The sequence below is a fragment of the Citrifermentans bemidjiense Bem genome (assembly GCF_000020725.1).
Lineage (GTDB): Bacteria > Desulfobacterota > Desulfuromonadia > Geobacterales > Geobacteraceae > Geomonas > Geomonas bemidjiensis.
The window spans coordinates 356,861-371,405 of record NC_011146.1; the positions used below are offsets into that span (position 1 = coordinate 356,861).

Sequence of the window (14,545 nt, forward strand, 5' to 3'; positions counted from 1 at the left end):
AACTGGCGGTCACAGATGCCGGGGGAAGTTCCTGGGGGGGGCGGGTAGTAGTTGGGGCTTTACTTTCTTTTTTTCTCGAAGCTGCGGCGGCGGATCACCTTTACTCCCTTCAGAATGAAGCCAGGGAGCGAGACCGCAGCGCTTTCCAGCTTTTCGGGGTCGAACTGGGACATCGGCTTGCCTGTTTCCACCTTCAGCGAGCCGCTCTTCTCGATCCCCAGGATCTGGCTTGGATAGATGCTGCGGTATCCGACAATGAGGAAGCTGACCATGCAGGCGATGGCGGCGTGTGGGGCGATGGCGGCCCCGAAGAGTTCCATGGCCATGACTGAGGCGGCGATCGGCGTGTTTGCAGCCCCGGCAAGGAGCGCCGCCATCCCAATGGCCGAAAACGTCGCCACCAGCGGCTCGTGCAGCAGCACCGCGAAGAGGTTCCCCGCCGCGGTACCTATGAAGAAGATAGGGGTGACCACGCCGCCGCTCCCGCCGCAGGCGAGCGTTATCGAAGTAGTTAACATCTTCATGAAGGTAGAGCCCATCGGGAGCACCGCGCCGTTTAGCCCAGCCTCTATGGAATCGACGCCAAGCCCCAGGTAGCGCAGCGACACGAACCTTCCCACCAGTACCAGCAGGCCCCCCCCAAATAGCGCCTTCGCCACCGGGTGCCAGGAAAGGCGAGCGAACAGGCGGTGCCCCCACTGCATGATCTCGATGAAAATGAGCGCGATGAGGCCGCACCAGATCCCCAGCATGAGCATCTCGGCGAAGTTCCAGCCGGTGACCTTCGGGAAGATGGTCACTGCCAGATGCGGATAGGTGACCCCCAGAAGCGTAGCCACGTGGAAGCCGACGATCCCCGCCACGAAGGAGGGGAAGAGCACGTCGTAGAAGACCTGACCCAGCACCAGGACCTCGACGCCGAAAAGCGCCCCGGCTATCGGGGTCCCGAAGACGGTGGCGAATCCGGCGCTGATGCCGCAGATGACTATCTTGCGCCGGTCGACGTCGTTGAGCCTGAGCAGCGAGGCGAAGCCCGAGGCAAGGCCGGCGCCTATCTGTGCGCAGGGACCCTCCTTGCCGGCGGAGCCTCCCCCTGCCAGGGTGATTACCGTGGCCGCGAGCTTCACCGGCACCACCATGAGCGGGATTCTCCCCATCCGCTGGTGCACCGCCTCGATCACCTTTTCCGTCCCGTGGCCGGTCGCTTCCGGCGCCAACCACCGCACCAGGAGCGTGCTGGCGACCAGCGTGACGGGGAGCAGCAGGTAATAGTCAGGGAAACGGGCGTATTGGTCGGAGGTCCAGGCCAGGGAGCGGAGGAAGGCCGCGGTGCCGCATCCCACCAGAACCCCCACCGCCGTGGCGTAGGAGGCCCATTTGAGGACACTGGCCAAAAGGGTCAGTTGCACCATGAGGTTTTTGCGCATTGCAGTTCCTTGGCTGCCGCCTGTGAAAAATTGGGGGCGGACCAGTGCTATCGATCACCCCCCTCCCGCCAGGGAGGGGGGGCTTTTCGGCTGCGACATTCTAACCGGACAACACTGGGGGAACAGGTTCAACAAAAAGGGCCGCCATTGGCGGCCCGATTCGCATCTCTTATCGGACGATGACAAACTCGTCGCGCCGGTTCTTGGCCCAGATCTCCTCGCCTTCTCCTTTGACCGCAGGTTTCTCCTCGCCGTAACCCACAACCGACAGTTTGCTGGCGGGGAAGCCCAACGCTTGCAGGTACTTCTTCGCGCTCTGGGCGCGGCGCTCGCTCAGGGCGAGGTTGTAGTCGTCGGAGCCGCGTTCGTCGGTGTTTCCCTCGATCCGCAGCGCGGCTCCCGGTTTCGCCTTCAGTTTCTCCAGGTTCGCCGCCAAGGTGGCGCGGGCCGTGTCGCTCAAGAGGGAGGAGTCGAAATCGAAGTAGATGGTTTCGAGCGCGTCCGCCTGGGAAGCGCCGGCCTGGGCCTTGCCGGCAACAGATTGCTGGCTCTGCGGCGGGATCGATTCGCTGGAGATCTTCGTGGCGGGAAGCGGCGCGGCGGCGGGTTGCACGGCTGCGGCTTTCGCTGCCGGCTGGGTGGTCGCGGAGGTAGCGGCGGTGGTCGCGGAGGGCGCGATAGGCTGGTCTACCTTCACGGTTTGCTGTTTTGCGCAACCGCCGTAGATGAACATGCCGGCGCAAAGGACGGGAACGAGCAGCTTCATGTTGGTCTTGGTTTTCATGTTTTCTCCTTTGATGGACTTCTGAAATGGGCAAGTAATCTTCCGCATTCGCGGAAAGCTCTCCTTTGAAGAAAGGAGATTTAACTGGGATTTTCTCTTTGTTCGCGGTGACGCACGACGCATTGCGGCAGGCGCACGACGCACGTAAGCGCGCACAGCTCCCTCGGCAATGGCTGCGTAACTAATACTTAATAGCGGTGAATCAGGAGCAGTGGGTGGGGGGAGCCCGGGAGAGGTTGGGGAAAAGGGGGTTGATGCCGGTGCAATCGAAAGCGGCCTGGAAATGAGCGCCGTACCGGACATCGGGACGCGGCACGGAGTGCTTCGCGGGGAGGGCTAAGAGGTCGAAGGACTTCTTCACTTCCTCCTGGCAATTTTTGAACTGTTTCTCGATGAAGACCCGGTTGGTCGGCTTCGCGCGGTGCGGGCGCGAAAGGTCGGGCACGCGCATCCCCGTGAACGCGATGCTGATCACGGTGACGCATGCCACCAGCAGCAACAGGCTTTTTTGGGTGAGGTGGTTTTTGATCATAGGTGGTGTGCCGGCCGGGATTTCGTTGAGGACACGCCCTTATACCGCATCGCCTTAAAAAAGACAAGCAAGCTCAGGCATAGTCTCTGACTTATTTGATGCAGACGCGCCGCACCTCGTGGATGTCGGTGAGCCCCTGGAAGCACTTCAATATGCCGTCCTGTTTGAGCGTGGTCATGCCGTCGGCGATCGCCTGCTTCCTCAACTCCGCCACCTCGGCCTTGGTCTTGATCAGCGCCTTCATCTGGTCCCCGCAATCGAGGATCTCGTGGAGGCCGAGCCTCCCCTTGTACCCGGAGCCGTTGCACTTGGCGCATCCTTTGGCCTTGGAAAGTGTGATGCCGGACGGATCCATTCCCAGCGCCCCGAACTCCGCCTCGCCGTACTCGGTAATGATCTCTTTTAGCTCCTCTTCCGTCGGGCGGTAGCTTTCCTTGCAGGCGCTGCAGAGCCTGCGGGCCAGCCGCTGCGCCAGTATGCAAAGAAGCCCGTCGGAGAAGCTGAACGGGTCGAGCCCCATGTCGAGGAGCCTCGTCACCGTCTCCGGCGCCGAGTTGGTATGGAGGGTCGAGAAGACCAGGTGGCCGGTCAGGGAGGATTCCACCCCTATCGAGGCCGTCTCCTCGTCGCGCATCTCCCCCACCATGATCACGTCCGGGTCGGCGCGCAGAAAGGCGCGCAGGGCGGTGGCGAAGGTGAAGCCGATCTTGGCGTTCACCTGGACCTGCCTGAGCCCCTTCTGGGTGATCTCGATGGGGTCCTCGGCGGTCCAGATCTTGGTCTGCGGCGTGTTGATCACCGAGACCGCGGAGTGCAGCGTCGTGGTCTTGCCGCTGCCGGTCGGGCCCACCACCAGGATCAGCCCGTACGGCTTCTTGATGCAGTCGGTGAACACCTGCCGGTTGCGCTCGGTGAGCCCCAGGTTGTCGAACGGGATAGGCTCGCCCGAGGCGAGGACCCTGAGCACCACGTCCTCCAGCTGCCCGGCGCTGGGTAGGGTCGCCACCCTGAGCTCGATATCCTTGGGGCCGAACTTCTTGAAGTCGATCTTGCCGTCCTGCGGCTTTCTGCGCTCCGCGATGTCGAGCCCCGCCATGATCTTGATCCTGGAGGTCAGGGCGTGCTTGTACTTGTAGGGGATGCGCTGGTACACCGCGCACCTGCCGTCTACCCTCAGCCGCACCGTCACGTCCTCGCGCCCCGGCGCAGGCTCGATGTGGATGTCGGAAGCGTTTTTTTCGTGGGCTTCGCAGATGATCTTGTTCACCAGCTGGACGATGACGCTGTCCTGCTCCGAGACCTTCTGCACCTCCTGCTCGATGGTCGGGTCCTCATCGTTGTCCAGCTTGCTCAACAGGTCGGAGATGCTGGCGGTCGGCCCCTCGTAGCTCTCCGCAGCGAGATGGTAGTAGTGGTCGATGAACTTCCCAATGTCCTCCCTGAAGGCCCCGACGAAGCTGATCCTCTTGTACTCCTGGAAGACGAACTTGATCAGGTCCTGCTTGGCCAAGTCGGTCGGGTCCTCCATCGCCGCCTGCAGCACGCTGTGATCGATCTTGACCGGGACCCAGCGCTCCTTCCTGAGGCGGTCGGGCTTGGTCTTTTTCAAGACGTCGTCCAGCCGCGGCAGGTCAGGGTCGAAGGAGACGAACTCGGTGCCGAAGTTGAGGCTCAGGCACTTGATCATCTCCTCGCGCGGGATGTTGTAGTCCCGCATCAGCACGTGGTCCAGCCCAATGGCGGCGACGTCCGGGTGCGCCGTCGCCTTCTGGATGTCTGCCTCCTCCAAGAGGTTCTTGTCCAAAAGGTAGTTGTAGCGCGACTTGTTCCGGATCAGCTTGGCCGAGGCGGCCAGCCGGAAGATATTGTGGATCGCTATGGAAAGGGAGGTGGCAAGTTCGGTGGCGTAGCTTAGGTCCGTATCGTCGAAGGTGTCGCCCCCTTTTTTGTTGATGAGTTGCATCACGCCGATCATCTGGTTGTTGAACTTCATCGGGACGCAGAGCACCTGCTTGGTGCGAAAGCCGCTCTTCTTGTCCCAGGTGACGTCGAAGCTCAATCCCGAGCTGATCATCTTCAGCTCATGGGAGTCGTAGGCGTCCCTGATGTTCAGGAGCGTTCCGGAGAGCGCGCAGAAGCCGGCGAGGCTGTTGTTGCCGATGGGGAGGGTGATCTGCTGGATCTCCTCCCCCGATTTCACTTTCGACATGAGCATCTTCTGCTTCTGGTCGATCACGTAAATAGTCAGCCGCTCCGCCTCGAACAGATCGGCGATGCTGTCCTTCAGCTGTATCAGTATGGTGTTCAGGTTGCCGGAGGAGTGGATCTCATTGATCTTCTCCATGAACCTTTTGCGGTGTTCGAGTTGCTCTTTGAGCTGATCTGTACCTGGCATAGATGGTTCCTCTGTAGGAGCGGCACTGTCTCAGTGAGGCTTCTCGCGCGGGTTGGCGCGTATTAATTACATTATTCACTGCTTCCCTTAAAGTTTTAAAAGGAGAATGTCGAAACGTTACAGGTATAGCTCATCGGCAGATAGATTCATGAACTGAAGGAATTGCTCGCAGACAAGAGGCGACTCCTTCCCGGGGCGCTCCCCTTATGCAAAACCCGTTCAACGTTCGGCGTTCAAGGTTCGCTGCCCCATCGCGTCGTCATCTCAGCTCAGCCACAATCCGCTTCCTTATCGGCTGCGCCGTGACCGCGCTCTTTTGCCTGTTGCTGGTTGAGAATCCGCTCCCGCTGGAGATCACCGAGGCGAAGCTCTACGACCTCCGTTTCCATCTGCGCGGCCCGGTGAAGGCGCCGGACCAGGTGGTGATAGCGGTCATCGACGAGAAAAGCCTGGCGAGGCTGGGGCGCTGGCCCTGGAGCCGCGAGGTGATGGCGGGGCTGGTGGACAAGCTGGCCCGGGCCGAGGCGGCGGTGATCGCCTTCGACGTGATCTTTCCCGAAAGCGACGAGGACGACCGGATTCTCTCCCGCGCCATAGCCGACGCCGGCAACGTCGTTCTTCCCATCGTCTTCGACTTCGAGACCGCCTCCAAACGGCGCGCCAACCCGGACCTGGAGCCGTCGGCGCTTACCGCGATCCTGGAACCTGAGCTGTACCGGAACTTCCCCCCCATAACCTCGGGCGGGGTACCGATCATGCCGGTGAAGCCGCTTAGGGATAGCGCCATGTCGCTGGCGCACATCAGCATGCTGCCCGATTACTTCGACGGGACGCTCCGCTGGGAGGCCCTTGTGGTCGCCTACGACGGCCTCCTCTACCCCTCCCTGGGACTCAAGAGCGCCGCCTTCTTCAAGGGGGTCTCCGCAGACAAGCTGCAGGTGCACGCCGCCAGTTCCATCGCGGTCGGCAATACGGTGATCCCCACCGACCGCTGGGGGCGCATGCCGATCAACTACTACGGGCCGGGGCGGACGCTGCGCCACATCTCCATCGCGGACATCGTCGACGGCAAGGTGGGCGCGAAAGAGCTCGGCAACCGGATCGTCTTCATCGGCGCCTCCGCCGTCGGCATGCTGGATCTAAGGGTCACCCCATTCACGGCGGTCATGCCCGGGGTGGAGAAGCAGGCGACCATCGCCGCTTCCATCCTGGAGAACCGGTTCCTGGTGAAAGCGACAAAGGGGGAGGACCTTCTCTTCCTGCTCCTGACGGGGTTGGCCATGGCGCTGGTCTTGAGCCGCTTGCGGCTTTTGTGGGGGGCGGTGGCGGTAGCGGCCGGCGGTGCGGCCATCGCTGCCGCCGGGGTCGTCCTCTTCAGCCGCTTCGGCGTGTGGGTGAACCTCGCCTGCCCGATGGGGAACGTCCTTTGCCTCTTCATGTCGGTGACCGGCTGGAACTACACGGTCGAGGAGCGCCGCGCCCGCAGGATACGCGCCATGTTCTCAAGCTACGTCACCACGACCATCGTCAACGAGCTGATCGAGAACCCGGCCCTGGCGAGGCTCGGCGGCGAGAAGCGCGAGATAAGCATCCTCTTCTCCGACGTGAGGGGGTTCACCACCTTTTCCGAGCAGCACGCGCCGGAGGAAGTGGTCGCCCTCCTGAACGAGTACCTGGGGGAGATGACCGACGTCATCCTCAAGTGGGGGGGGACCCTCGATAAGTTCATCGGCGACGCCATCATGGTCTTTTGGAACGCGCCGCTTCCCTGCGCCGACCACGCCGAGCGAGCGGTGCGCTGCGCGCTGGAGTTACAGGCGCGGCTTGCGGAACTCCACGGGAAGTGGGACCGGGAGGGGAAACCGAAGCTTAGCTGCGGCATCGGCATCAACACCGGCGAGGTCATCGTCGGGAACATCGGCGCCGAGGGGAAGAAGATGGACTACACCGTCATTGGCGACGAGGTGAACCTGGCGAGCCGGGTCGAGTCGCTGACCCGCCGCTTCGATGCGGGGATCCTCATCACCGAGAAGACGGTGGAGAAGCTGCGAGGCGCCATCGAGGCGGGGACGCTCTCCGGCATCGAGTTGAGCGGCATCAGCCGGGTGATCGTCAAAGGGAAGGAGCAGCCGGTGACGCTCTACACCGCAGTTACCAATGGAACCGCTCCCGCCGTCATCATCGAGTGCGAGGAGATGGAACCTGTGAGACTGACGGAAAAATAAAAGCCCAACCCCAAAACCATTAGCAAGGAGAAAATCTGAGGACTTCTGAGAACTGCCTTGACGGAGAACTGTCTTAACCTTCCGTTTCGGTTCTCTCAGATTTATATTCTCAGATTTCCTCAGATGTGCTCCTTGCCAACGGTTTGATTTTAGGAGGGAGTAAACGTGACCAAAACATCCCTAGCCGCCGCGGCGCTCATCGCCGCATTCACCTGCGCAGCGCCTGCGCAGGCTGCAAACCTCGATGAGGGGATCATCCAGTACCGCGTGGAGAACTTCGAGGAGGCGCTGGCCCTCTTGCAGAAGGCGCGCGCCGAAGAGCCTAAGTCGTCGCTTGCCGCATTCTACCTAGGCATGGCGCGCAAACAGGGGGGGACATCCCCGGCGCCATCAAGGACCTGACCGATGCGGCGACGCTCAAGCCCCCGGTGCTCGATTCCTACCTGGAGCTGGCCGACGCCTGGCATGTGCAGGGGGATGACGAGAAGGCGCTCCAATGGGCGAACCGCTCGGAGAACGAGGGGGTGAACCCGGCGCGGAGCGCTTTCCTGAAAGGGATCATCCTCTCGGGGCTGGGCCAACGCGAGGAAGCGGTCGCTTCGTTCGAAAAGGCGAAGCTGCTCGACCCGTCCCTCACCCAATCGGCGCAACTCCAGATCGCCATGGTCATGGCGGGTTCGCGCAAGCTGACCCGGGCCCGGGACGCCCTGAGGGCGGTGGTCGCCGCCGACCCCAATTCGGAGATAGCGGGGTACGCCAAGGAATACGAGCAGTCCTTCACCCGCATCCTGGATAGCTACCAGCCGCTGCACCTGACCCTGGGGCTCAACTACCTCTACGACGACAACGCCATCTCCAGCCCGTCGAACCCTGGGGCCAGGGCGCAGATCGGCAACCCGACCGGGCAGCGCGACCACGCCTTCATGGGTAACTTCCGCCTCGACTACACACCCCTTCTGGAAAACGACTACACCTTCAGCGCCCAATACCTGGTGCAGAGCACCAAGTACGGCGATACCAACACAGATGAGGAAAATCCCAGCACCGTCATCAACTCGCTCACCGTCAACCTGGGCCACGCCTTCGGCAATTCGATCTTCTCGGCCCCCATCAGCCTCAGTCACGTGCTCTTGAAGGAGAAGGCGTATCAGGCCCTGGTCTCGGTACGGCCGACCTGGTCCTGGCAGGCCGCGCCGCAGCACATACTGCAGGCCGGCGCGAGCTTCACCCGCCGCGACATGCTGCAGGACCCGCTGGTGCAGGACGAGGACCGCGACGCCAACATAGGGGGCGCCTCCGCCGGATACATCTTCAGCTACGGGGAGCTGGGCGGAATGGCCGCCCTGCGCTACGACTTCAGCTACGACGACGCCAGGGGAGTGAACTGGAAGAACCGCGGGCACCGCTATTCGGTGAGCGGGGTCATCCCGCTCACCGTGGCGCTGAAGTTGAACCTCTCCGGCGAGGTATCCACCCAGGACTACTTCAAGACCAACACCGTCTTCGACGTTCAGCGCGACGACACCACCTGGTTCGGAACCGCCGGCCTCAGCTGGAACCTGAACAGGAACCTAGCGCTCTTGGCCCAGTACTCGCACACCAAGGCGGAATCAAACATCAAGGTGTACGACTACAGCCGCAACACCTTCAGCACGGGAATTGAGTTCAGTTTTTAGGAGACAGAGCCATGATCAGTGCCAGAAACAACTTTTCACGTCCCCAGGCCCCGGCTTCGGAACGTAACAACGATTCCACCCATCCCGAAATTGGGGCTTGGGAGCGCAACAACACCTTTCCTTGTTCCCAGGTTCCAGCTTCCGAGCACGAGAGCAACTGGAAGCTTCGCTTCCCTGTGCAGCGCAGGCTGGTCCTGATCTCGCTGTTGCTCCCCTTGCTGTTCCTGGGGGTCCCGGGCGCCGCACTGGCCGAGGTGGTGGGAAAACTGACCGTGGTGGAAGGCGCGGTGGATATCATGCCGGGCGGCCAGCTTCCGGCGGTAGCGGCCAAGGTTGGGGGGGCGGTGCAGAAAGGTGACTTCGTCCGCACCAAGAGCAATGCCCGGGCCGAGCTCACCTTCAACGACGGGAGCGTCGTCAAGATCGCCCAGAGAAGCCGCATCGACGTGGGGGAATATTCGGCCTCCAACCGCAAGCTCGCCCTTCCCCGCGGCAAGGTGCAGGCGACGGTCGTTCCCGCGGCGGCCGGCGGCGCGGTGCGCACCTTCGAGATCCGGACCCCAAATGCCATAGCCGGTGTGCGCGGCACCTCCTTTTACGTCTATCACCAGGCCAACGTGACCGGGGTAGCGGTTCTGCAGGGGGTGGTGCACACCACGAGCCTGTCCCAGCCCTCCAAGGGGGTAACCCTCGTGGCCGGTACCGCCACCACCGTCACCAAGCACAACGCCCCCACACCGCCGCGGCCGGTTTCCGACAAGGAGATGAACAGCCACCAAAGCGACGTCAACCCGACCGGGAATAAAGGCGGCGAGCCGCAGGGCGCGGCACCCGCCCCCGCCGGAAACGGCGGTGCGGGTACTGGCTCATCCAGCTCGCAGGCGACTTCCGGCTCCGGCGGCAGCACTTCTTTAGGTAGCCATGCGTCAGGACCTGCGAGTACTGCCTCTGGTAGTCCCGTTGGCGGTGATAGTCCTACCCCCAGTACTGGCGGCCCCGGCCTCAGCACCCCTAGTTTTACGGATCCCAGCCCCGTGCTGAGCGCTCCGCCGACACAAGCCCCCATCTCACAAGCTCCAATGACGCCGACCACGTCACCTACGACTGTTGTGATCCCAGTGACAACTGCCAGCACCCAGGCGAGGGACCAGTTCACCCAGGCTGCGACAAGCGGCTCTACTATCTCGGCTGATGGAACGGGAACGACCGGCGGAACCACTGGCGGCACAACCGGCGGCACACCGCCGGTTTTTAGGGGCACGCTCGCCGGCGGGCTTATGTCCCGGCTCTCGGTAATAGATCCTGCCTCCAACCTGCTCACCATCGTCAGCGACCCAAGCTTCGCCCCGGTGATCTCGGGCACGACCTCGCTCTGGGCGACCAAGAGCGCTTCGATAAGCCTCACCGGCAGCTATCCTACGCTGCCTCTGCAGCAGCCTAACCACTACTGGTTCGGCCGCTTCTTCTCCGACAGCACGACCACCCAAACCACGACCGACGGCGGCGCCTTCTTCGGCTACTTCGGCGGGAGGTCCATCGATAACGCCGCAACCGGCACCACCATCGACACCAGCCTGAGCGGGATCTACGTCGATCCGACCGGAAAGATCGGCCTGATGCAGGGGGGCGCTGCGGGTGGCACGGCAACCGGCAAGGTCAGCGGCACCGGTTCGTTGACCCTGACCGAGATGACCCCGACTAGCACCCTTGTCCCCACGTCTTTCACCGCCGACTGGTGGAACTCCAAGACAGGAACGACCATGGTCGAGCTCACCGGTCCGGTGCTGACGGGCAACATGGGCGGGAAAAACCAGGCTGAAGGCTTCCTCTTCGATGCCGCCCTCAACTACAGCGGAACTATTGCCGACCGCGGCGACGTGCTGCAGATCGCCCACCTGGCGGCTGACCCGACCTTCGGCATCTGGACCAGGGAATCCTTCGGTTCCTACGCCGGTAGCGGCAGCCAGCTGGTGCTCTCCAGCAACGGGGAGTGGGGCACGGTAGACGCCGCCGGCATCTTCAACCTTGAGAACGCCGTCAAGGTGGTCTCCCTAGGCAACTGGCAACAAGGGGCCCTCACCGGCAAGGCCGACGGCGTATGGGGCGACCTGGCTGCCGGGAGCCTCAGGCTACTCACCGGCAACCTCACGGGGAGCGTGAACTCAGGCGCCAATGCCACGACCTTCGGCGCCGTCACCACCGGCGTCTACATCGACGTGAACCGCTTCCTGGCCAACCCGACCCTGGCCGCCGGTCTCGGCTTTCCGACCCTGGCGGGGCCCGACAGCTTCACCTTGTCCGGGAGCAACGCCACGGGGAGCGTCAGCTTCGGCACCATCAAGTTCTACAACAGGACGGCCAGCCCCATATCTCTCTGGGTGGCGCAGAACGTGAGCGGCAGCTTCGGCGGGTCGCTGCAGCACCAGAATTTCTCCCTCATGGACGCCGCCGCTCCTAGCGTCAGCAATGTAATGGGGAACCTCTGGGTTGCCGGTGTCAGCACCGCCGGCAATACCTGGCTTGGGAACGTCAACGCGATCGGTGAGACCGGCACCTCGTTCAGAAGGGGATTCGACGGCATAGCCGTAGGCACCGTCAGCGGCACGACCTTCAGCGGGAGCGCCGCCGGGATAGCGCACCCGGTCACCTTCTTCAACAAGATCGTCGGCGACCTCAAGCGCTTCTCCGCCGGGGCGCTTACCTCCTACGGCACAGTAAACGGCGTCATGGGCGGCATGTCCCTGTGGGGCTCCACGCCGCTTCTCACCGCGGACTTCAAGGGGATCGGCTTCCTCACCCCGAGCCAGGCGCTCACCAATATCGACTACATCTTCACTGCGCCCATCAGCTCCTTTGACGTTCCCACCGGACAGGCCCTGACCGCCGACGGCGGCGCCTACTACGGGCACATGGTCGGCGGGGTCAGCACCGCGGGGGGGAGTCCCGGCAACCCCGGCATCATCGGCGTAGCCAGCGCCCTCTACATCGATCCCTCCGGCAGAGCCGGCGTGCTGCAGGGGAAATTCTCCGGTTTCCTCGACCCCTCCAGCAAGATCTGGCAAAACGAAGGCGATATGTTCCCGGTACAGCTCGAAGCTGCCCCCACCGTGACCGCGGCCACACTCAACAGCGCCGGCAGCATCATTACGGCTACGACCAACTTTGGCGCCGGCACCTCCTTTGTCGGCAACGGGGTGACGCTAGGCGGGGGGAGCGTCGACACCTTTACCCGCAGCTTCCTGGCGAACTCTCCGCAATGGGGCATCGGGCAGTTCGGCTTTTACGCCCCCTATAGCGCGGGGGCGACCGGCAACACCAACTGGAGCATCGACTTCGTCCTTCCCGATCCCAACCTGACCATGGTGGGGACCATGGGTGGGCAGATGTGGAACCCGGGGGCCGGGCAGATGGCTGCAGGGGTTCGGGCCGCATGGTACGAGATGGTGAACGTGAGCCCCACCGCGATCCCTATGACCGGCATTTTCATCGGGGAGACGGTGGGAACCTTCAACCCGGTGACGCTGCAGTCCATGACCTCGGGGATATGGCTTGAGACCAGCAAGTATGTCTCCATGGCGGTCGCCAAAGACCCGGACGGTATCTTGAACAAGCTGAAAATACCGGCGGTGGAAGTAGGGAAAGCGGATTTCTCCGGCGGCAACAGCGAGTACAGCGTCGCGCTCCAGAACGTGCGCTTCTTCGCGCCGGTTGCCACCGGCCGTCCCCAACTGTTCGCCACCGACAGCATTTCGGGGAGCTACGTGAGCGTCCCCACCCCTGGCTCCGCGGCGACGCTTACCCAGGGCGTGTCTACCAACGCCTCCGGATTCTCCCCCACCTTCACCGTCAAGCAGTGGGATGCGACCAACAGCAAGTGGTCCGGGAGCCTCCAGTTCAACGGCAACAGCGGCATGGTCGGCACGCAGCCCAACGTCCAGTTCACCGGGGTCGCCGCCGGCCGCAGCGACGCAGGCACGTCCACCTTCACGGGTACTGCAGCGGGTGTAGTCAAGTAAAAGGGAAGGCTGCGGAGGCATCAACTATGCTCAGGACCACGACGCGAAAAATGTTCCTCTCGCTGCATGTGTTCTTGTTTCTAATCGTCTCCGCGGCCATCATCCTCACCGTCAACAATCAGCAGCGTGCCCAGGCGCTGGTGGAGGCCCAGGAAAAGGCGAGGCTGATCCTGGACCGTAACCTCGCCATCCACAGCTATTTTTCCAATCAGCTAAAACCGCAGATTTTTCACCTGACCGACAAATATCGCCCCGAGCAATATTTCGACCCGGTGTGGATGTCCTCCACCTACGCGGTGCGGGAGATCGATCTTTACAACAAGGCCTTCTCCAAGAGCGACATCTATTACAAGGAGTGTGCGATCAACGCCCGCAGCCCGCGCAACGAAGCGGATCCGGTAGAACGGGCCTTCCTGGAGGAGATCAGGAAAGACGCTGGCCTTTCCGTGAAGTCCTTCGTCCGGCAGATCGACGGGAAACCCTTCTTCGTGGTTATGCGTCGCGGCGAGAGCATGGAAAAGAGCTGCCTGCGCTGCCACAGCACCCCGGCCGCGGCGCCTGCCGACATGGTGGCGAGATACGGCCCCGAGCGCAGCTTCAGCCGTCAGGACGGCGAACTGGTCTCCGCCATATCGATACGCATCCCGCTGCAGGAGGCGTACGCCAACGCCAACAAGCTCTCCTTCGAACTCTGCTTGCTGCTCTTGGCCATCCTCGGGGTGTCGTCTGCGGCGCAGTTCCTGGCCATGAACCGCATGCTGCTGAACCCGCTCACTGACCTGCGAGACCGGACCGACGCCATACTGCGCGACGAAAGCAAACTGGGGCAGGATATCCCCCAGTTGTCGAGGGCGGAGGAACTGAAAGAGCTCACGGCAACCTTCAACGACCTCTCCCGCCATCTGCGCAGGGAGAAGGACGGGCTGGTGGAGCAGGTGCAGGAAAGGACTGCGGAGCTGGAGTCGGCCAACAAGGCGCTGGAGGAAGACGTACTAGTGCGCGAGCAGATACAGCTCGAACTGGCGGCCAAGGTCGCGCAGCTTGAACAGGCCCTGGCCAAGGTGCGGACCCTGGAAGGGATTCTCCCCATCTGCTCGTACTGCAAGAAGATACGCACCGACGAAGAGAGCTGGCAGCAGTTGGAGCAGTACATAATCGAGCATTCCGATGCGCACTTCAGCCACGGCATCTGCCCGTCCTGCTTCAAGGAGCTCAAGGAGGGGTTCAAGAAATTGGAACGGTAAGGGGACAGGCTACTTTTTTGTAAAAAAAGTTGCCTGTCCCCCTTTTCGCTTTGCGGCAGCATTTCCCCAATAAGTTCTTATTGATTATGTGCTGCGTTTTAAGGGGGACAGGCACCTTGCGGAGCCAGTCCCCTTAAAGGCCTCCCTTTTGTGTCTGCCGGCAGCGTTCCCGACAAGTTCGTTATTGACCATTTGAGGCGAATGGTCGTATAAAACCCATCTAAATCTAAAAGAAAAGCCGGGAAT

General features: G+C 62.3%; 9 protein-coding genes. 5 read left to right on the plus strand and 4 right to left on the minus strand.

What is annotated here, in order from left to right:
* Positions 1-59: 59 nt before the first annotated feature.
* The 4 genes from GBEM_RS01470 to GBEM_RS01485 all read right to left on the minus strand — a co-directional run bounded on the left by GBEM_RS01470 (position 60) and on the right by GBEM_RS01485 (position 5,138).
* Positions 60-1,427 carry a chloride channel protein gene (locus GBEM_RS01470; RefSeq protein WP_012528731.1) on the minus strand — a complete coding sequence of 456 codons (1,368 nt, stop codon included), beginning with the start codon at positions 1,425-1,427 and terminating at the stop codon, positions 60-62.
* Positions 1,428-1,596: 169 nt separating this feature from the next.
* Positions 1,597-2,211 (minus strand): OmpA family protein, encoded by a 615-nt coding sequence (locus tag GBEM_RS01475; protein ID WP_012528732.1) that lies wholly within the window; start codon positions 2,209-2,211, stop codon positions 1,597-1,599.
* A 202-nt stretch (positions 2,212-2,413) separates the two neighbouring features.
* Positions 2,414-2,743 (minus strand): hypothetical protein, encoded by a 330-nt coding sequence (locus GBEM_RS01480; protein WP_012528733.1) that lies wholly within the window; start codon positions 2,741-2,743, stop codon positions 2,414-2,416.
* Between the two features lie 91 nt (positions 2,744-2,834).
* Positions 2,835-5,138: a GspE/PulE family protein gene (locus GBEM_RS01485; protein ID WP_012528734.1), complete on the minus strand. Its 2,304-nt coding sequence runs from the start codon at positions 5,136-5,138 to the stop codon at positions 2,835-2,837.
* 302 nt (positions 5,139-5,440) lie between these two features.
* Here GBEM_RS01485 and GBEM_RS01490 point away from each other — a divergent pair, with 302 nt between their 5' ends.
* The 5 genes from GBEM_RS01490 (at position 5,441) to GBEM_RS01505 (ending at position 14,299) form a co-directional block, all read left to right on the plus strand.
* A complete protein-coding gene (locus GBEM_RS01490) occupies positions 5,441-7,363 on the plus strand; it encodes a CHASE2 domain-containing protein (protein WP_226373912.1) in 1,923 nt (640 codons plus the stop codon).
* Positions 7,364-7,528: 165 nt separating this feature from the next.
* Complete coding sequence (locus GBEM_RS21650) at positions 7,529-7,765, plus strand: hypothetical protein (RefSeq protein WP_226373913.1); 237 nt, start codon at positions 7,529-7,531, stop codon at positions 7,763-7,765.
* 26 nt (positions 7,766-7,791) lie between these two features.
* Positions 7,792-9,039 carry an outer membrane beta-barrel protein gene (locus tag GBEM_RS01495; RefSeq protein ID WP_226373914.1) on the plus strand — a complete coding sequence of 416 codons (1,248 nt, stop codon included), beginning with the start codon at positions 7,792-7,794 and terminating at the stop codon, positions 9,037-9,039.
* A gap of 11 nt (positions 9,040-9,050) precedes the next feature.
* Entirely contained in the window at positions 9,051-13,055 is a 4,005-nt protein-coding gene (locus GBEM_RS01500; RefSeq protein WP_012528737.1) for a FecR family protein, read from the plus strand.
* A 26-nt stretch (positions 13,056-13,081) separates the two neighbouring features.
* Positions 13,082-14,299: a Tll0287-like domain-containing protein gene (locus tag GBEM_RS01505; protein WP_012528738.1), complete on the plus strand. Its 1,218-nt coding sequence runs from the start codon at positions 13,082-13,084 to the stop codon at positions 14,297-14,299.
* Positions 14,300-14,545 lie beyond the last annotated feature (246 nt).